Source organism: Bradyrhizobium sp. USDA 4506 (assembly GCF_054058795.1).
Genome location: NZ_JBSSBM010000002.1, coordinates 1913182 through 1931397, shown reverse-complemented (window position 1 = coordinate 1931397; position 18216 = coordinate 1913182). Strand labels below are relative to the sequence as shown.

At 63.1% G+C, this 18216-nt stretch carries 18 protein-coding genes; 10 read left to right on the top strand and 8 right to left on the bottom strand.

What is annotated here, in order from left to right:
• Positions 1–202: 202 nt before the first annotated feature.
• Entirely contained in the window at positions 203–499 is a 297-nt protein-coding gene (locus ACVIHF_RS11200) for a helix-turn-helix transcriptional regulator (protein WP_456792057.1), read from the top strand.
• Here ACVIHF_RS11200 and ACVIHF_RS11195 read toward each other — a convergent pair.
• On the bottom strand, positions 453–1709 hold the full coding sequence (locus ACVIHF_RS11195; RefSeq protein WP_456794081.1) for a tyrosine-type recombinase/integrase: 1257 nt from the start codon (positions 1707–1709) through the stop codon (positions 453–455). The genes ACVIHF_RS11200 and ACVIHF_RS11195 overlap by 47 nt on opposite strands.
• Before the next feature lie 291 nt (positions 1710–2000).
• The gene (gene guaA, locus ACVIHF_RS11190; protein WP_456792056.1) at positions 2001–3611 is read right to left on the bottom strand and encodes a glutamine-hydrolyzing GMP synthase; all 1611 of its coding nucleotides are present in this window, start codon (positions 3609–3611) and stop codon (positions 2001–2003) included.
• 137 nt (positions 3612–3748) lie between these two features.
• Here guaA and ACVIHF_RS11185 point away from each other — a divergent pair, with 137 nt between their 5' ends.
• The gene (locus ACVIHF_RS11185; protein WP_456780827.1) at positions 3749–4120 is read left to right on the top strand and encodes a nuclear transport factor 2 family protein; all 372 of its coding nucleotides are present in this window, start codon (positions 3749–3751) and stop codon (positions 4118–4120) included.
• Positions 4121–4342: 222 nt separating this feature from the next.
• The gene (locus tag ACVIHF_RS11180) at positions 4343–4675 is read left to right on the top strand and encodes a DHCW motif cupin fold protein (protein WP_456780828.1); all 333 of its coding nucleotides are present in this window, start codon (positions 4343–4345) and stop codon (positions 4673–4675) included.
• Between the two features lie 200 nt (positions 4676–4875).
• On the opposite strand, the gene ACVIHF_RS11175 is transcribed toward ACVIHF_RS11180, so the two are convergent.
• The gene (locus ACVIHF_RS11175; protein ID WP_456780829.1) at positions 4876–5325 is read right to left on the bottom strand and encodes a winged helix-turn-helix transcriptional regulator; all 450 of its coding nucleotides are present in this window, start codon (positions 5323–5325) and stop codon (positions 4876–4878) included.
• Between the two features lie 115 nt (positions 5326–5440).
• Here ACVIHF_RS11175 and ACVIHF_RS11170 point away from each other — a divergent pair, with 115 nt between their 5' ends.
• Positions 5441–6724, top strand: coding sequence for an MFS transporter (locus ACVIHF_RS11170; protein ID WP_456792055.1), 1284 nt, complete (start codon positions 5441–5443; stop codon positions 6722–6724).
• Positions 6725–6821: 97 nt separating this feature from the next.
• Here ACVIHF_RS11170 and ACVIHF_RS11165 read toward each other — a convergent pair whose 3' ends face one another.
• From ACVIHF_RS11165 to ACVIHF_RS11155, 3 genes are read right to left on the bottom strand one after another with little or no spacing between them, the layout of a single operon-like run.
• Complete coding sequence (locus ACVIHF_RS11165) at positions 6822–8120, bottom strand: RsmB/NOP family class I SAM-dependent RNA methyltransferase (RefSeq protein ID WP_253609086.1); 1299 nt, start codon at positions 8118–8120, stop codon at positions 6822–6824.
• Between the two features lie 22 nt (positions 8121–8142).
• A complete protein-coding gene (locus ACVIHF_RS11160; RefSeq protein ID WP_168855672.1) occupies positions 8143–8565 on the bottom strand; it encodes an MAPEG family protein in 423 nt (140 codons plus the stop codon).
• Between the two features lie 37 nt (positions 8566–8602).
• Complete coding sequence (locus tag ACVIHF_RS11155) at positions 8603–8887, bottom strand: hypothetical protein (RefSeq protein ID WP_253609088.1); 285 nt, start codon at positions 8885–8887, stop codon at positions 8603–8605.
• Positions 8888–8951: 64 nt separating this feature from the next.
• On the opposite strand from ACVIHF_RS11155, the gene ACVIHF_RS11150 reads away from it, so the two are divergent.
• Complete coding sequence (locus ACVIHF_RS11150; RefSeq protein ID WP_456792054.1) at positions 8952–9788, top strand: metallophosphoesterase family protein; 837 nt, start codon at positions 8952–8954, stop codon at positions 9786–9788.
• Positions 9789–9794: 6 nt separating this feature from the next.
• Here the strand turns inward: ACVIHF_RS11150 and ACVIHF_RS11145 are convergent, their stop codons facing one another.
• Together ACVIHF_RS11145 and ACVIHF_RS11140 are read right to left on the bottom strand one after the other, a co-directional pair.
• Positions 9795–10052 carry a hypothetical protein gene (locus tag ACVIHF_RS11145; protein ID WP_456794080.1) on the bottom strand — a complete coding sequence of 86 codons (258 nt, stop codon included), beginning with the start codon at positions 10050–10052 and terminating at the stop codon, positions 9795–9797.
• 144 nt (positions 10053–10196) lie between these two features.
• A complete protein-coding gene (locus ACVIHF_RS11140; protein ID WP_456792053.1) occupies positions 10197–11219 on the bottom strand; it encodes an NADP-dependent oxidoreductase in 1023 nt (340 codons plus the stop codon).
• Positions 11220–11920: 701 nt separating this feature from the next.
• Between ACVIHF_RS11140 and ACVIHF_RS11135 the strand changes: the two genes are divergently transcribed.
• From ACVIHF_RS11135 to ACVIHF_RS11115, 5 genes are all read left to right on the top strand, one after another.
• Positions 11921–13891 (top strand): AMP-binding protein, encoded by a 1971-nt coding sequence (locus ACVIHF_RS11135; RefSeq protein ID WP_456794079.1) that lies wholly within the window; start codon positions 11921–11923, stop codon positions 13889–13891.
• Entirely contained in the window at positions 13888–14673 is a 786-nt protein-coding gene (locus ACVIHF_RS11130; RefSeq protein ID WP_051003365.1) for an ABC transporter ATP-binding protein, read from the top strand. Before ACVIHF_RS11135 ends, ACVIHF_RS11130 begins: the two co-directional genes overlap by 4 nt.
• A 9-nt stretch (positions 14674–14682) precedes the next feature.
• Entirely contained in the window at positions 14683–15612 is a 930-nt protein-coding gene (locus ACVIHF_RS11125; RefSeq protein ID WP_080667122.1) for a branched-chain amino acid ABC transporter permease, read from the top strand.
• Between the two features lie 15 nt (positions 15613–15627).
• Positions 15628–16755, top strand: coding sequence for a branched-chain amino acid ABC transporter permease (locus tag ACVIHF_RS11120; RefSeq protein ID WP_456792052.1), 1128 nt, complete (start codon positions 15628–15630; stop codon positions 16753–16755).
• 82 nt (positions 16756–16837) lie between these two features.
• Entirely contained in the window at positions 16838–18163 is a 1326-nt protein-coding gene (locus tag ACVIHF_RS11115; RefSeq protein WP_456792051.1) for an ABC transporter substrate-binding protein, read from the top strand.
• Positions 18164–18216 lie beyond the last annotated feature (53 nt).

The following is an 18216-nucleotide window of genomic DNA, read 5'->3' as shown; positions in this document are numbered from 1 at the left end:
AAAGTTGACTTAGAAACTGTTCTGGATAGCGAAAGCACGCTGGAGCGGGTGAATGGATCAAACCTTTGGATTTAGCTTGGAAAGCGTACGACCGCCGCCCGACCTTTCTTTTTCCACGATCCGCTCCCCAAGAAGTTGCCGAGAGCGAACCCAAGCTCTTACCTGCTCGAGAACAATCAGACTCAATCGAGAATCTAGAAATATGGCACGTCAAGAAATCATCCGCATCAAACGCACCATCCGGCGAGACCAGCTTCGCGAGATGGTCCCGCTTGCCGACAGCACCATCTATGAGATGGAGCAGCGCGGCGACTTTCCGAGACGGTTCGCACTCTCGGCCCGGTGTGTGGTGTGGGACCTTGCTGAGGTCGAAGCCTGGCTGGCTGCGCGCAGATCGACTCCTCCTGCTCGTGCGCCGCATCCTGACGTGAGGCAACGTCGAGCCCGGCCGGTTAAAGGGCCGGGTCGGGCTGCAGGAGCGGCATTGAAGGCGGAATGAGCGTTGGGATGTATTTCTGGCCACCGGCCCAGGCATCAACGATGTTGGACCACTCTTGCATCATGTGACGACGCTGCACCTCGTATTCGGCCTTGTTGTAGACTCCCCGGGATGATCGTCCGTCCTCGTGCGCAAGGCACTTTTCAATCCAGTCGCTGTTGAACCCGAGCTCGTTCAGAAGGGTGGACGCGGTCCTTCGCAGGTCATGAACCGTGAACGGCTGCAGCGGAAGCCCTTCCTTGCTTGCCTGCTCAACGACCGAGTATGTGACCCGGTTGAACGTTGCCCGCGACATCGGAGCGTCGGCGTCATAGCGCGACGGCAGGACATACTTTGAATTCCCTGCGCAGGTCTTCAACGCAATGAAGATATCGAGCACCTGGCTCGAGAGATAGACGTTGTGCGCCTTCGAGCGCTTCATACGCTCCTTCGGAATCGTCCAGACCGCATTCTCGAAATCGACTTCATCCCATGTGGCATCGAGCAGTTCGCTCTTGCGGACCATCGTGAGCAGATAAAGACGCAATCCTAGCCTGATGGTGGGCAATGTCGCGACATGATCCAGTTGTTTGAGCATGACGCGAATTTCAGCCGGTGAAAGCGAGCGGTCTCTCGGGACAAAGCTTGCGATCGACGCAGGTCCCACCTCGTCCGCTGGATTTGCGATCTTCTCGCCATGCAGGATCGCAAATCCATAGATCTGCTTCACGATATCACGGACGTGGATCGCGGTTGCGGGAGCGCCGCGCTCCACGATGGCAGCGCAATGAGCGCGAAGATCGCCGGGTGCGATCTCATTCAAAAGGCGCTTGCGCCAAACGGGAAGCAGTTCGCGTTCGAAGATCGATCGCCGCATTGCCCGGGTGCTATCGGCCATGGGTGCCGCGACGAGCCACTTCTCTCCGAGCTCACCGAAACTCCTGGCTTCAAGGAGACGCCGTTTCTCGCGCTGCTTCTCGATAGCGGGTGACCGCCCCTCGCCTACCGCGCGCCTCGCATCGATGCATTTCTCGCGAGCGCGTGCGAGCGACAAGCCTGTCGGGCCGTACTTTCCGAGAACCACAGTCTCGCGTCGACCATGCAGACGGTAGTCTAGTCGGAAAGACAGCGTGCCGGCGGGCGACACAACCACGTACATGCCGTCTCGGTCGGTGACCTTGTATGATTTTTCCTTTGGTCTCAGCGCCTTAAGCGCAGCGTCTGTCAGCAAGGACATTCCCTCCAGGCAAATACCGTCAGCCATTTTTGAGCCGCGTTTGACTGGAGATCTCTTTGTTTTCCAAGCACTTGGGCAAAGAAAAATACCGTCAGACGCAGCATCGCGTATGACGGTATTGATCGGGATCGATGGTTTCAATGGACGGCGACACCGTCAGGCGCTCCGTCTGTCCGGTTTTATGCGCGCCGATAGTTCTCGAATGCAGATGACGATTTAGATCGTAAAATCAGTCTGTTAAGTCGTGCAATTGGACAGAGCGGGATAGTCCTGGACGGATCCGAATTATTCCCACTCAATCGTCCCCGGCGGCTTGCTGGTCACGTCGTACACCACGCGGTTCACGCCCTTCACCTCGTTGATGATGCGCGTCGCGGTCTCGGCGAGGAACTTCATGTCGAACTGGTAGAAGTCGGCGGTCATGCCGTCGGTCGAGGTGACGGCGCGCAGACCAACGACGTATTCGTAGGTGCGGCCGTCGCCCATCACGCCGACGGTCTTGACCGGCAGCAGCACCGCGAAGGCCTGCCAGATCGCATCGTAGAGGCCGTGCTTGCGGATCTGGTCGATATAGACCGCGTCCGCATTGCGCAGGATGTCGAGCTTTTCCCTGGTGATATCGCCGGGGCAGCGGATGGCGAGGCCGGGGCCCGGGAACGGGTGGCGGCCGACGAACACTTCGGGCAGGCCGAGCTCGCGGCCGAGCGCGCGCACCTCGTCCTTGAACAATTCGCGCAGCGGCTCCACCAGCTTCATGTTCATGCGGGCCGGAAGGCCGCCGACATTGTGGTGCGACTTGATGGTCACCGACGGGCCGCCGGTGAACGAGACGCTCTCGATCACGTCGGGATAGAGCGTGCCCTGCGCCAAAAATTCGGCGCCGCCGATCTTCTTGGCTTCCGCCTCGAACACGTCGATGAACAAGCGCCCGATGGTCTTGCGCTTCACCTCGGGATCGGTGACGCCCTCGAGCTCGCCCAGGAACTCCTTCGACGCGTCCACATGGACCAGCGGGATGTTGTAGTGGTTGCGGAACAGGTCGACGACGGTCTTGGCCTCGTCGAGCCGCAGCAGGCCGTGATCGACGAACACGCAGGTGAGCTGGTCGCCGATCGCCTCGTGGATCAGCACCGCCGCCACCGCAGAATCGACGCCGCCGGACAGGCCGCAGATCACCTTGCCCTTGCCGACCTGGGCGCGGATCTTCTCGATCGCCTCCTCGCGGAACGCCCGCATGGTCCAGTCGCCGGTCAGCCCCGCGACCTTGCGCACGAAGTTGCGCAAGAGCTTGGCGCCGTCGGGCGTGTGCACCACCTCGGGATGGAACATCAGGCCGTAATATTTGCGCGTCTCGTCCTGGATGATCGCGAACGGCGCGTTCGGCGAGGTGCCGGCGACGGAGAAGCCGGGCGGCATCTTTGTGATGCGGTCGCCATGGCTCATCCACACCTGGTGTTTTTCGCCGTGGCCCCAGATGCCGTCGAACAGCTGGCTGTCGGTCTTCACCTCGACATCGGCGCGGCCGAACTCGCGATGATGCCCGCCCTCGACCTCGCCGCCGAGCTGGGCCGCGAGCGTCATCTGGCCGTAGCAGATGCCGAGCACGGGAACGCCCGACTCGAAGATCAGCTGCGGCGCCCGCGGCGATCCGGTCTCGTGCACCGATTCCGGACCGCCGGAGAGGATCACCGCCTTCGGCTTCATCTCCTTGAAGGCGGCCTCCGCCTTCTGGAACGGCACGATCTCGGAATAGACGCCCATCTCGCGGACGCGGCGGGCGATCAGTTGCGTCACCTGGCTGCCGAAATCGACAATCAGAATCTTGTCATGCGCCGAGGCCACGGAGGGCGTCGACGGCGCTTGAGCTGTGTCTTGGGCTGTGTGCTGGGCTGTCATGGCAAGCAGATACGCGACGGCGCCCGCCCCCGCAACCGCGCTCGAAGGGGCGCCCACATTCTTCTTTGGGCATGGACAAATCCGTATAGGTCAGTATTATTGACCTAATTTGGCCATAAGCCACATGGAGGAAACCAATGCCGGATTTTCACGAGCCGCCCCGCCTTGCGGCGCTCGGCCGCGACTGGATCGCCGCCTGGAACGCGCGCGATCTCGAGCGGGTGCTGGCGATGTATGCCGAGGATGCCGAGATGACCTCGGACCGGATCCCGCCGCTCGGCTTCGGCGCGTCGGGAACCGTGCGCGGCAAGGCGCAGCTGCGGGCCTATTGGAGCGCGGCGCTGGCGAAATTGCCCGAGCTGCATTTCGAGCTGATCGACCTCTATGTCTCGCCCGACAGCGTCGTCGTGTTCTACCAGAACGAACGCGGCAAGAAGATCTGCGAGTATTTGCGGCTGGATGATCAGGGCAAGATCAGGCAAGGCTCGGCGAACCATCTGGTGGGTTGAGGTTGCCGCATGCAGTAATCCGTCACCCTGAGGAGGTCGCGAAGCGACCGTCTCGAAGGGCGACGGCCCGGCTCCATCCCCATCCTTCGAGGCCCGCCGAGCGCTGCTGGCGCACCGCTCGACGCGCACCTCCAGCGACAACGGCTTCGCCGTTGCGCGGGGATGACGCCGGCATTTGGAGATGCAGACGCGTAGAGTCACAGAACGTCAGGAACCACCCCCATGAAAATCCCGTCCCTGCCCTTCACCGTCACCGACTGGAGCAAGCTCGAACCTTCAGTGCATCCCGGCGAGACCGGACAGGCGTTGTGGCGCACGCTCAACATCGGCGAGCTGCGGGTGCGGATGGTCGAGTATTCGCCCGGCTACCTCGCCGATCACTGGTGCGATCGCGGCCATGTGCTGTTTGTTGTCAGCGGCGAGCTCGACACCGAGCTGCGCGACGGCCGCACATTCACGCTGATGCCCGGCATGAGCTACCAGGTCTCCGATTTCGGCGACGCCGCGCACCGTTCGTCGACCAAGACAGGTGCGACGCTGTTCATCGTGGATTGATCACACGTCATCCGTCACCCCCGCGCAAAGGCTTCGCCTTTGTCGCTGGAGGAGCGCGTAGCGCGTCTCGAAGGGCGACGGCCTGGCTCAATCCCCGTCATTGCGAGCGTAGCGAAGCAATCCATCGCGCCGCTTGCCGAGACATGGATTGCTTCGTCGCTTCGCTCCTCGCAATGACGTGGAGAGAGTTCGCCCTTCGCTCACCGCCGCCGCGCCACCTTCCTCACCTTCGTATCCGCCCAGCCCAGCGGCTTGCCGTTCTTCGACGGCAGCACGAGCTGCCCGACCGCCTGGCCGGCCTGGTCGAGCAGCACCGAATGCGGCTCGCCGCGCGCAAAGAGATGCGCCTCGCCCCATTGCCGCAAGCCGACCACGATCGGGAACAGGTCGTGGCCCCGCCTGGTCAGCACATATTCCTGATAGGCGCTGCCGTCGGAGGCCGCGACCTGCTCGAGCACGCCGAGCTCGATCAGCGTGCGCAGCCGTGTCGTCAGCATGCCCTTGGCGATGCCGAGATTCTTCTGGAAGTCGCCGAACCGGCGCAGGCCGTCAAACGCGTCGCGCACGATCAACAGCGACCACCAGTCCCCGATCGCGTCCAGCGCGCGCGCCACCGGGCATTCCGCTTTTGCAAATGCGGTCCGCTTCATCGCGCTCCCGCCTCCCTCGATCACGATTCCGAACTGGTCTTAAAATAGGACTAGACAGCGTCCGACGCAACTGGTCTCATGATGAGACCAGATTGCGAATTGCAGCGGAGGCAAGATGACGAACCAGACCATGGCTGAGGCCCGGCCGGCCGAGGACCATCACAAGACAAACGACAAGACCGGCGACGCAACGCCGCGCGCTCTGTCGCCCGCCGTCGTGCTGCTGTTCGCCGTCGCCTGCGGCCTCAGCGTCGCCAACATCTATTTCGCGCAGCCGCTGCTCGACACCATGGCGCAGGATCTCTCCATTACGCCGGCGGTGATCGGCGGCGTCGTGACGCTGACCCAGGTCGGCTACGCCTTCGGCTTGATGCTGATCGTGCCGCTCGGCGACCTCTGGGACCGCCGCAGGCTGATCGTCGGCCAGACCGTGCTGTCGGCGATCGCGCTCACCATCGTCGGCACCGCGCCGAACGCCGCGGTGCTGCTGGTCGGCATGGTGCTGGTCGGGCTGCTTGCCGTCGTGATCCAGGTGCTGGTCGCCTACGCCGCGACGCTGGCGGCGCCGGCCGACCGCGGCCGCACCATCGGCACCGTCACCAGCGGCGTGGTTTCGGGCATCCTGCTGGCACGGTTTGCCGCCGGCGCGCTGGCCGATCTCGGCGGTTGGCGCGTGGTCTACCTCACCTCGGCCGCGCTGACGCTGGTGCTGGCGGCGCTATTGGCACGCGCGCTGCCGCAGCATGCGCCGCAGGCGATGGCCGGATCGTCCTACGCCAAGCTGTTGCGCTCGACGCTCGCGCTGTTCGTCGAGGAGCAGGTCTTGCGCGAACGCGCGGTGTTCGCGCTCTTGATCTTCGCGAGCTTCAGCGTGTTCTGGAGCTCCGTCGTGCTGCCGCTCGCCGCACCCCCGCTCTCGTTGTCGCACACGACCATCGGCATGCTCGGAATCGCGGGCCTCGCCGGCGCGCTGGCGGCGCGCAATTCCGGCCAGCTCGCCGATCGTGGCTGGGGGCAGCGCACCACCGGCTTGTCGCTGCTCTTGATGCTCGCCGGCTGGGTGCCGATCGCCTGCCTCAACACCTCGCTATGGCTGGTCGTGGCCGGCATCCTGATGATCGACTTCGCGGTGCAGGCGATCCATGTCACCAACCAGAGCCTGATCGTCGCCGCACGCCCCGACGCGGCGAGCCGGCTGGTCGGCGGATACATGGTGTTCTATTCGATCGGAACGGGTTTTGGCGCGATCAGTTCGACAATGGCCTATGCCGGCGCCGGCTGGCCCGGCGTCTGCGTGCTGGGTGCCGCGATCAGCGCCTGCGCGCTGCTGTACTGGGTCATCGTGGTGAGCCGGACGCCGGCGGCAGTTGGTGCGGCGTATGATTGCGGGCACTCATGACGTGGATTTCGTCATTCCGGGGCAATGCGTAAGCATTGAACCCGGAACCTCGGGATTCCGGGTTCGTCCTACGGACGCCCCGGAATGACGATCGCTGTTACGCCTTCCTCAGCACCGAGACGAAGAACCCATCCGTGCCGGTGCGGCGTGGCGTCATCAGCAGGCCTTCCGCTGACTGCAGCGCAGCCTCGACAAAGGCTTCGGCCTTGTCCCACAGCACCGCTGCGGTCTGCTCCGGCGGCTGCACGGAAAACTCCGGATGCCGCGCGATGAAGGCCCTGACCTGCTCGCCGTTCTCGTCCGAGAGCACCGAGCAGGTGATGTAGGCGATCCGGCCGCCGCCCTTCACCAGCGGCGCGGCGCGCTCCAGCACCTCGGCCTGGTCCTTCAGCCGCACCTCGAGCGCGCCGGGGCGCATGCGCCATTTGGCGTCCGGATTGCGGCGCCAGGTACCGGTGCCGGTGCACGGCGCGTCGATCAGCACGAGGTCGGCGGACGCCTTGATGTCCGACAGCACCTCCTCCTCGCCGCGCGGCGTACGCACATCGCAATTATGCACGCCGGCGCGCGACAGCCGCTCATGGATCGGCGCGAGCTGCCGCTTGTCGCTGTCGGTCGCGATCAGCCGGCCCTTGCCCTGCATCATCGCCGCCACCGCCAGCGTCTTGCCGCCGGCGCCGGCGCAGAGGTCGATCACCTGCTCGCCCGGCTTGGCCGCCGAGAATAGCGCGGCGAGCTGCGAGCCCTCGTCCTGGACCTCGATGGCGCCCTTGATGAAATCCTCCTCGGCATGGATGCCCGGATTGCGCGCGTCGGCGCCGAGCTCGATGCGCAGGCCGAGCGACGACCACGGCGTTTCCCTGGCGCCGAGATGCGACAGCCGCGGCAGCACCTTCTCGCGCTTGCCGCGCAGCGTGTTGACGCGCAGATCGAGCGGCGCGCGGCTCGCCATCGCGGTCGCTTCCGCCGCGCGGTCGTCGCCGAATACCTTTGCCAGATGCGGATCGAGCCAGTCCGGATAGTCGCCCGCGACATGCGCCGGCGCATCCCTGAGCGAGCGCGAGGCCAATGCGGCCTCCTCGGTCGCGGTCAGCGGATCCGGCGCGAACCGGCCGCCGTCGCACAGCGCCTGGATCGTGGCGATGTCCATGCCGCGTTCGAGCTTGAGCATGCCGAGCACGCGCGACCGGGCGCTGGCGTCATCCATCAACCAGGCCGAGGAGGATTGCCGACGCAGCACGTCCCAGATCAGGCCGGAGATCGCGGCGCGATCGCCGGAGCCGGCATAACGGTGCGCGGTGCCCCATTCCTTCAGCGCTTTCGCCGCGGGAATGCGCTGTGCGTCGATGGTGGCGATCAGCTCGATCGCGGCGGAAAGCCGGGCAGCGGGGGTCATTGATCTCTTTCGGTTGGGCGCATCAGATCAGCAGCAGCAGTCTGAGCGCGAAATACAGCCACATGGCCGCCAGCACCAGCGCGCCGGCGAACCAGACGAGCGAGCGCGGCCGCACGTCGTTGGAGGTGACGAATACGCCGGCATGGGCAAACCGCGTCACCACGAACACCCAGGACATCAGCACGATGAACAGATCGGCACGGCGCAGCGGCAGCGCAATAGCGATCAGGACATAGAACAGGATCGGCAGCTCGAACTGATTGGCGAAGCAGTTGCCGAACTTGGTGGCCTGGGCCGGCCAGTTCGGCTCGCGCAGCGCGATGTCGGCGATCTTGGTCTCGCCGCTCGTCAGCGCCCTTGTACGCGTCGTCGCCATGGCGAACAACAGCGCGAAGGTGAGCCCGATCTGGATGAAGACCGGCAGCAGAACCATTTGAACCGACATCAAAATCTCCCTCAGCCGCGGGCGCCCGGCCGCCCTCTTAGCCGCCACCGCCGCCCAACACAATGAAGCGTGCGCGGTAACCCGTTGAACCGTGATCCGAGCCCGGGTGACCAACTCCCAGGACCAATGGCGGTTTCAGCCCCTCACGGTTGGCCCGATCAGCATCATCACCCTGATCCTCGACAGCGCGGCCCCGGGAAGCGGTGTGCCCGGTGACGGCGGGCTCGCCGGCGTCGGTGCGGCAACTGGCGATCAGCGGCCGCCCAAAAGGCGCCAAACCAAACAACACATCAAACAGGGCTTCAAACGAGGCATCGAACAAGACGGCGAAATCGTCATCGTTCCGACTTCGCGCCGACCTATGCTCCGGCCGAAAGGAGCGATGCATGCCCCAATTTCGCCTGACACAGATCTCCGACACCCATCTCGCGCGCCGCTTCAAGCCGCTGATCGACAACTTTCATCGCGTCAGCGAGCACATCGACGCGACGCGTCCCGATCTCGTGCTCAACTCCGGCGACGTCTCGTTCGACGGGCCGACCAGCCGCGACGACCTCGCATTCGCAAAGGAGCTGCACAACGCGCTGCCGGTCGATTGTCTCTATCTGCCGGGCAATCACGACATCGGCGACAATCCGACCGCGGTGGGCGCGCCACCGACGCAACTGCCGACCGAGGAGACGCGCGACGCCTTCACCTCGGTGCTCGGCGAGGACCGCTGGCATTTCGACGCTGCCGGCTGGTGCTTCATCGGGCTGAATTCACTGATCATGAGCACCGGCCTCGACAGCGAGGCCGAGCAGTTCGACTGGCTCGCAGGCGCGCTCGACAAGGCGGTCGGCAGGCCGGTCGCGCTGTTCCTGCACAAGCCGCTCTATCTCGACCTGCCCTACGATGCCGAGCGCGCCGAGACCGCCATCCGGTTCGTGCCGCAACCGGCGCGCCGCCGCCTGATCGAGATGTTCGGCAAGGTCGATTGGCGCCTGGTCGGCAGCGGCCATGTGCACCAGCGTCGCGACTATACGTTCGAGCATGTCAGACACATCTGGGCGCCCTCGGCCGGCTTCATCATCTCCGACGCGCGGCAGGAGGTGATCGGCATCAAGGAAACCGGTCTCGTCGAATACCGCTTCCAGCCCGACAGTTTCGAGGTCCGCCACGTCAGGGCGAAGGGCCAGGTCGATGTCGACCTGGACATGCTGCTCGGCAAGCAGCCGGCCTGAGCCGCGTCAGCTCCGCGCCGCGTCGTGCAGGTCCTGCTTGATCACGGTGAGCAGCGCCTGAAGCGAGTCCCTGTCGGGCTGTGTTGCCGCCTGCGCGGGCCGTACGCGAGATACGTGCGGCATGAAGCGGACCGGCGTCGTATCCGGCTGCTCCTCGACGAATTTTCCATGCAAGACGTCATCGCGGCGGCCCATGACGAACATCGTCGCCCAATAGCCGACGGCGAGGAGAATGACCCCGACAACAATAGCTTCAAAAATCATGGCTACACCTGAAATATAGCCATATTGAATCAACTGCTGCGGGTCTCCGTCAAGCAAATGGGGGCCAAAAGGCCCCCAAATCCCCGCCATTGTGGCGCATTTGATACTTTGTTGCGCGGAATGGGAGCTTCCGGGGCCTGTAACTCAGGCCTTGTCCGGCCCGACCCGGACCAGCTGCTTGCCGAAATTGGCGCCCTTGAACAGGCCCATGAAGGCCTCCGGCGCGCTGTCCAGGCCCTCGGTCACGAACTCCTTGTACTTGACCTTGCCCTCACGCACCCACTGCGACATGTCGCGGAGGAAGTCGCCATGCATGGCGGCGAAGTCGCTGACGATGAAGCCGCGGAAGGTCAGCCGCTTGGTCAGGATGTTGCGCATCATCGCGCCGGCCCATTTCGGGGCATGCGCTTCGGTGTCGTTGTAATGCGCGATCAGACCGCAGACCGGGATGCGCGCGAACGCGTTGAGCAGCGGAAACACCGCGTCAAACACCGCACCGCCGACATTCTCGAAATAGACGTCGATGCCCTTCGGGCAGGCTTCCTTCAGCTTCGGCGCGAGATTGGGATCGCGGTGGTCAAGGCACTCGTCGAAGCCGAGCTCGTTCTTGACGTAGGCACACTTGTCTTTGCCGCCGGCGATGCCGATCGCCCGCGCGCCCTTGATCTTGGCGATCTGGCCGACCGCCGAGCCGACCGCGCCGGACGCGGCCGCGACCACCACCGTCTCGCCCGCCTGCGGCTTGCCGATCTCGAGCAGGCCGGTATAGGCGGTCATGCCGGGCATCCCGAGCACACCGACCGCGGTCGAGATCGGCGCGATCTTCGGATCGATCTTGGCAAGGCCCTTGCCGTCGGACAGCACATGCGTCTGCCAGCCCGCGCGCGACAGTACGATATCGCCCTTGGCAAAGCCGGGATTGTTGGAGGCGATCACCTCGCTCACCGTGCCGCCTTCCATCACGCCTCCGACCGGCACCGGTGCGGCATAGGACGGACCGTCGGCCATGCGGCCGCGCATATAGGGATCGAGCGACAGCCAGATGGTGCGGAGCAGCACCTCGCCCGCACCCGGTGCCGGCGGCGTGTAGTCCTCGAGCCTGAAATTGGCCGACGTGGGCTCGCCGTGCGGGCGCGAAGCCAGAACGATGCGCTTTCCTTGGGACATGATTTCCTCTTGGGATGATTGGTTCGTGGCGCACACGTAGTCATGCAATCCACCTCCCCGCAAGGGAAATGGATTTGCTGTCTTCGCGTTGCGTTGTTTGAAATGTTGTTTGAAATGACAGCCATCATGCCAGGCACATTGGCGCCAACGCGATACCGTCACGTCGCGGCGGTTCGCAGGGCCCCCTGGTGGCGGCAGTTTGTCACGGCGCGCCACCGGCAAACGAAGCGGCCATCGTCAAGTCGCCTGACCCGACCTCGCGATCCGGCACGGCGGAGCCAAGGCGGTCAGGCGGCCCTCCATGGTCGCAACGAGGCGGCCGCCCAGCTGATCGGCAATCGGTTTCCGGTCGCCCTCGAAACCTGATGGCGCAGGACTTCGGTCCGCTTCGCGGGACCGTCCGACGGACGTGAGGCTCTCCGAAGCATTGGGGTTACCTCTTGAGAGCCGATCAGCGTCTTCGCGCCGCAATGTCCGTCTGGTGGCGGCCGGATTCACCTTCGGCGAATTGGCAGCCGGTAGACCTATCTCTGCCGCGCGCGCCCGCGGCAAAACGCGACCTATCAATCTGGCACTTGTCGGACTTTCGATTCGCTGTAATCTCTGACCATGCGGCACTCGCATGTCTGTTACCCAAAAATGGGGCAGGCATCACCATAACAGGAGCGAACCAACGCTTCGGTTTTTGGATCGAGACCGACATGGCCGGCGGCGCATCGTATGACACGTTTCCCAAATTGCTGCTGCGAAACACGGCACAATTTGGCACGCGGCCAGCGTTCCGGCACAAGGATCTTGGCATCTGGCAGAGCTGGACCTGGGCTGAGGTTGCCGAAATCATACGTAGCTACGCTGCCGGCTTGCATCGCCTCGGCTTGCGGCCAGGCGAGACAATCGCGGTCGTCGGCTCCAATCGGCCCAAGCTTTACTGGACCATGATGGCAGCGCAGACGCTGCGCGCGATCCCCGTTCCAGTCTACTCCGATGCAGTGGCTGATGAGCTTGCTTTTGTTCTCGCTCACGCCGAGGCGACGCTGGTCGCTGCGCAGGACCAGGAGCAGGTCGACAAGGTCCTGTCGGTGTCCGACCGACTGCCGCAACTGAACAGGATTATCTACGATGAACCGCGCGGAATCGACGGCTACGACCACGGTCGACTGATCGCAATCGGCGATATCATCAATGACGGCCGCGCCGCGCTTGCAGCCGATCCCGCGCTTGGCGAACGGATCGATGAGTCCATTCGGGCCGGCAACGGTTCGGACATCGCGGTCATCCTCTACACCTCGGGAACGACCGGCGCGCCCAAGGGCGTCATGCTGTCGGCGCGAGGCTGCATCGATGCCGCAACCGACACCACGCGGTTCGACAAGTTGACCGACAAGGACGTGGTGCTGGCCTATCTGCCGCTGGCCTGGGCGGGCGATCATTACGTCAGCTATGCGCAAGGCATGGTGGCCGGATTCTGCATGGCGTGCCCCGAGAGCAGCAACACAATCGAGCAGGATCGGCATGAGATAGGACCAACCTTCTACCTGGCCCCGCCACGCGGTTACGAGGCCATGCTGACGCGGCTGATGGTCAGGATGGAGGACGCAGCGCCAATCAAGCGGCACTTGTTCAGCTACTTTCTGGACGTCGCGCGGCGGTATGGCGAGCAAGTCTTGACGGGACGTCCGGTGCCGCTGTCGGGCCGATTGCTCTATGCGCTCGGGCGCTGGCTGCTCTACGAGCCCCTCAAGAACGTTCTTGGCCTGTCTCAGGTGCGCGTCGCATACACTGGAGGTGAAGCTATCGGTCCTGATCTGTTCGCGTTCTACCGCGCGATCGGACTGAACCTGAAACAGCTCTACGGCCAGACCGAAGCGTTCCTCTATGTAACGTGTCAGCCCGATGGCGAGATCTACCCCGATACGGTTGGTCCGCCGGCGCCCAACGTCGACATCCGCATCGCGGACTCGGGCGAAGTGCAGTTTCGCTCGCCCGGCATGTTCCTCGGATATTTCAAGGATCAGGCAAAGACCGCGGAAGCGATGACGTCCGACGGATATGTCAGGACTGGCGATGCGGGCTTTTTCGACGAGAAGACCGGGCATCTGAAGATCATCGATCGTGCGAAGGACGTCGGTCGATTGGCTGACGGCACGATGTTTGCTCCCAAATACCTTGAGAACAAGCTGAAGTTCTATCCCAATATCAAGGAAGCGATCACGTTCGGTGACTCCAGAGAGTTCGTATGCGCCATGCTCAACATCGACCCGGTCGCGGTCGCGAATTGGGCGGAACGCAACAACGTCGCCTACGGATCCTATCAGGAGCTTGCCGGGCATCCGCTGGTCTACGACATGGTCGCCAAAGACGTTGCCGCGGTGAACCGCTCCCTAGCCGGGGAAACGGTGCTCGCGGGCGCCCAGATTCGCCGCTTCCTCATTCTGCACAAGGAGCTCGACGCGGATGACGGCGAGCTGACCCGCACGCAGAAAGTGCGCCGCCGCTTCATTGCCGAACGCTATGCGTCGCTGGTCACGGCACTCTACAACGGAGCGCATGACGCCGACATTTCCACGGAAGTGACGTTTGAGGATGGCCGGAAGGGCACGATCGCGGCACGAGTCGAGATTCGCGACATGCAAATCATCGGTCCGGCAGAATCGCTGGGAAGAGCAGCATGAGAGCGCCAAACGCCAACGAAATCCTGCTGCAGGTCGAGGGCGTGGCACTGGCCTTCGGCGGCGTCAAGGCGCTGCGGGACGTCTCGTTCAACGTCAGAAAAGGCGAAATTCGCGCCATCATCGGCCCCAACGGCGCCGGCAAAACCTCAATGCTGAACGTCGTCAACGGGTTCTATCACCCCAACCATGGCGCCATCACCTTCAAGGGAAGCACCCGGTCCAAAATGCAGCCGTTCGAGGCGGCGCGCGGCGGCATCGCGCGCACCTTTCAGAATGTCGCCCTGTTCAAGGGCATGAGCGCGCTCGACAACATCATGGCAGGCCGCACCTTGAAGGTGCGCCGGGGGCTGTTGTGGCAGCTGCTGCGTTATGGCCCTGCCCTCGCAGAGGAGATCGAGCATCGGCGCAAGGTCGAGGAGATCATCGACTTCCTGGAGATCGAGACAATCCGCAAGGTACCCGTCGGGCGTTTGCCATACGGCTTGCAGAAGCGTGTCGAACTCGGTCGCGCCCTGGCGATGGAGCCCGACCTTCTGCTCCTGGACGAGCCGATGGCAGGCATGAACCTCGAGGAGAAGGAGGACATGTCGCGGTTCATCATTGATGTGAACAACCATTACGGCACGACCATCGCCCTGATCGAGCACGACATGGCCGTGGTCATGGATCTGTCGGATCGCGTAGCGGTGCTTGATCACGGCGTGAAGATCGCCGACGGCACGCCTGATGAAGTGAAGAGAAGCCAAGCTGTCATCGACGCATATCTTGGCGTCGCGCATTGAGGTGCGTCCATGATCGCACTGGGTCAGTTTCTCGAGGTCCTGATCGGCGGATTGATGTCCGGCGTGCTCTATTCGCTGGTCGCGCTCGGCTTCGTGCTGATCTTCAAGGCATCCGGCGTATTCAACTATGCGCAGGGAGCAATGGTGTTGCTCGCGGGATTGGCGCTGGTTCGCGCCCTCGACCTCCTGGTCGCCAACGGCCTTCCGCTTTGGGTCGCGGTCATCCTCGCTATCGGCTTTGCCGCCGTGATCATGGCAGCAACCGCCTGGCTCATCGAGCGGTTCGTGATCGGACCTCTGGTCAATCAGGATGGCTTGACGCTGTTCATGTCGACGATCGGCGTGACATTCGTTATCGAGGGCGCCGCGGAGATGATCTTCGGATCGGATGTCTACCCGCTGCGGCTGTTCCCGACCGACGCCTGGTTCTTGTTTGAAGGCCTGTTCCCGGGCGGGATTCTGGTCAACAAGCTGGATGTCTGGGGCGCATTGATCGCGGGCGTCCTGGTCGCCGGCCTCGCGGTCTTCTTTCAGCGTACCAAGACCGGTCGCGCGCTCAGAGCCGTGGCCGACGACCATTTGGCCGCGCACTCGATCGGGATTCCAATCAGTTGGATTTGGTTCGTGGTCTGGCTCGTTGCCGGCCTCGTTGCGCTCGTCGCGGCGACCGTGTGGGGGACCAAGCTGGGCGTGCAGTTCTCCATCACGTTTCTCGCGCTGAAGGCTTTGCCGGTCCTGATCATCGGCGGCCTCACCTCCATTCCCGGAGCCATCGTCGGCGGGCTCATTGTCGGGGCGGGTGAGAAGCTCGCAGAGGTATATCTCGGGCCATCCATCGGCGGCGGCATCGAATATTGGTTTGCCTATGTGCTGGCATTGGCGGTGCTGCTCTTGCGGCCACAGGGCCTGTTCGGCGAGCGGATCATCGAACGCGTCTGAGGCAAGGAGGTCGTTGTGCTCTATCGCGAAGCCGGCCAGTTCAAGGCGACCTATGCGGAGGATATGGCGATCTTCCCGATTCGACAGGATCGTATTGCCCTCGCGGTCTTGCTCGGAATTGCCTTCATTGGCGTGCCGCTGTTGGCCACCTTCCGGATCTGGCCGTTCGGCACCGACTATCTGTTGTGGGCCATCCTGCTGCCCTTCCTCATCCTGGCGCTCGCCGCCATCGGGACAAACATTCTCGTCGGCTATTGCGGCCAGATTTCGCTCGGCAGCGGCGCGTTCATGGCCATCGGCGCCTATTCCGCCTACAAGCTGGCGACCGGCATTCATATCCCGCTTGCCTGGCTTGGCTTCGCGATCGCGATTCCGCCGTTGCCCGTGCTGGCATCCATTCTGCTGGGCGGGTTCATGGCGGCGGGCGCCGGAATCCTGTTCGGCATTCCCAGTCTGCGGATCAAGGGTCTCTACCTGGCGGTCGCAACGCTCGCCGCGCAGTTCTTCTTCGATTGGGCCTTCCTGCGGCTCCCGTGGTTCACCAACTACGCCCCGTCGGGATCGGTGAATGCGCCGGAACTGAATTTCTTCGGTATGGTCGTTCGCACGCCGGTCGAGCGCTACCTGCTGTGTTTGCTCTTCGTGACCGTGATGGCGTTGCTGGCAAAGAATCTCGTGCGCGGCAATCTCGGCAGGCAGTGGATGGCGATCCGCGACATGGATATTGCCGCCGAGCTGATCGGCATCAGGCCGCTTTATGCAAAACTGACGGCTTTCGCGGTCTCTTCGTTCATCATCGGGGTGGCGGGTGCGCTCTGGGCGTTCGTCTACCTCGGTTCATGGGAGCCGCTTGCATTCTCGATCGACCGCTCGCTTGAGCTTCTGTTCATGGTCATCATCGGCGGGCTCGGCTCGATCATGGGTTCGTTCATCGGAGCAGCTTTCATCCTCATCGTGCCGATCATGCTGAATGTGATTCCGACCAAGCTCGGCCTGCCACTGTCGACGCAAACGATCACTCATCTCCAGTTCATCATCTTCGGATCCTTGATCTGCTATCTGCTCATCAAGGAACCCCATGGCTTCGCCCGGCTGATCTCGATCGGCAAGGAGAAGCTCAGACTTTGGCCGTTTCCGTATTGAGGAAGCGATCGTGCCTCGATCGCAATCGGGTGACGGCCGCCGACAACCTAGAGGAAGGAAGTACCGCAAGGAGGATATCAATATGGCAAGTATTGCACGCAGGTTACTGATAGTCGCGACCGCCTTGGCCGGCGCGGCGCTTAGCGCACCGGCCGCAGCGCAAAACGAACAGTTCATCCCAATTCTGTCCTACCGGACCGGACCGTACGCCGTGAACGGCGCGCCCTACGCAAACGGCGTAGTAGACTATTACAACCTGATCAATGAACGTGACGGCGGCATCAACGGTGTCAGGATTCTGATCGAGGAATGCGAGACGGGGTACGCGACCGACAAGGGAGTGGAGTGTTACGAGCGTCTCAAGAGCAAAGGACCAACCGGCGCGGCCTTCATCAATCCGCTGTCGACCGGGATCACCTTCGCACTCACCGAAAAGACCGCGGCTGACAAGATCCCGATCATTACGATGGGGTATGGCCGTGCCGATTCCAAGAACGGCGCGGTGTTCGCGTATAATTTTCCATTGCTCGGCACTTATTGGTCCGCGGCCGACATCGCGATCCAGCACGTCGCCAAGGAACTCGGCGGCTTCGACAAGCTGAAAGGCAGGAAGATTTCGCTGCTGTACCATGACAGCCCCTATGGCAAAGAGCCAATCCCGATGCTGCAGGTGCTGGCGCAGAAGTACGGCTTTGAGTTCACGCCGATTCCCGTCACGCATCCCGGCGTCGAGCAGAAGTCGCAATGGCTGGCGATCCGCCAGCATCGGCCGGACTATGTCCTGGTCTGGGGCTGGGGCGTCATGAACAGCACGGCAATCAAGGAAGCCGCCGCCGTCGCCTATCCGCGCGACAAGATGATCGGTGTTTGGTGGTCAGGCGCGGAGCCGGATGTGACGCCGGCGGGCGATCAGGCCAGCGGTTACAAATCGTTGATGCTTCAGCATGGCGCAGGAAAATTCCCCGTGCACGCCGACATAGAGAAGTACGTCTACGCCAAGGGAAAGGGTTCGACAGAACCCGGCAAGATCGGCGAAGTCCTCTACAACCGCGGCATCACGAATGCCATGCTCGGCGTAGAGGCGATCCGCAAGGCGCAAGAAAAATTCGGCAAGCAACCGCTGACGGGCGAGCAGGTCCGTTGGGGGCTTGAGAACCTCATACTCACCGATGCACGAATCAAGGAGCTCGGCTTTGAGGGTATGTTGAAGCCGGTCAGCATTTCCTGCTCCGACCACGAAGGCGCGCGCTACGGGCGCGTCCAGCAATGGGATGGCAAGGGTTGGAAAGTGATCTCCGACTGGTACACGGCTGACGAATCGCTGATCGAACCACTCGTCGCCGACGTGTCCGCGAAGTATGCCGCGGAGAAAAAGATCAAGCCGCGCGACTGCGCGAAGGAAACCTGACCCCGTGCGAGTGATCCGGGAGGCAGGATTGCCTGCTCCCGGATCGCAGCCCC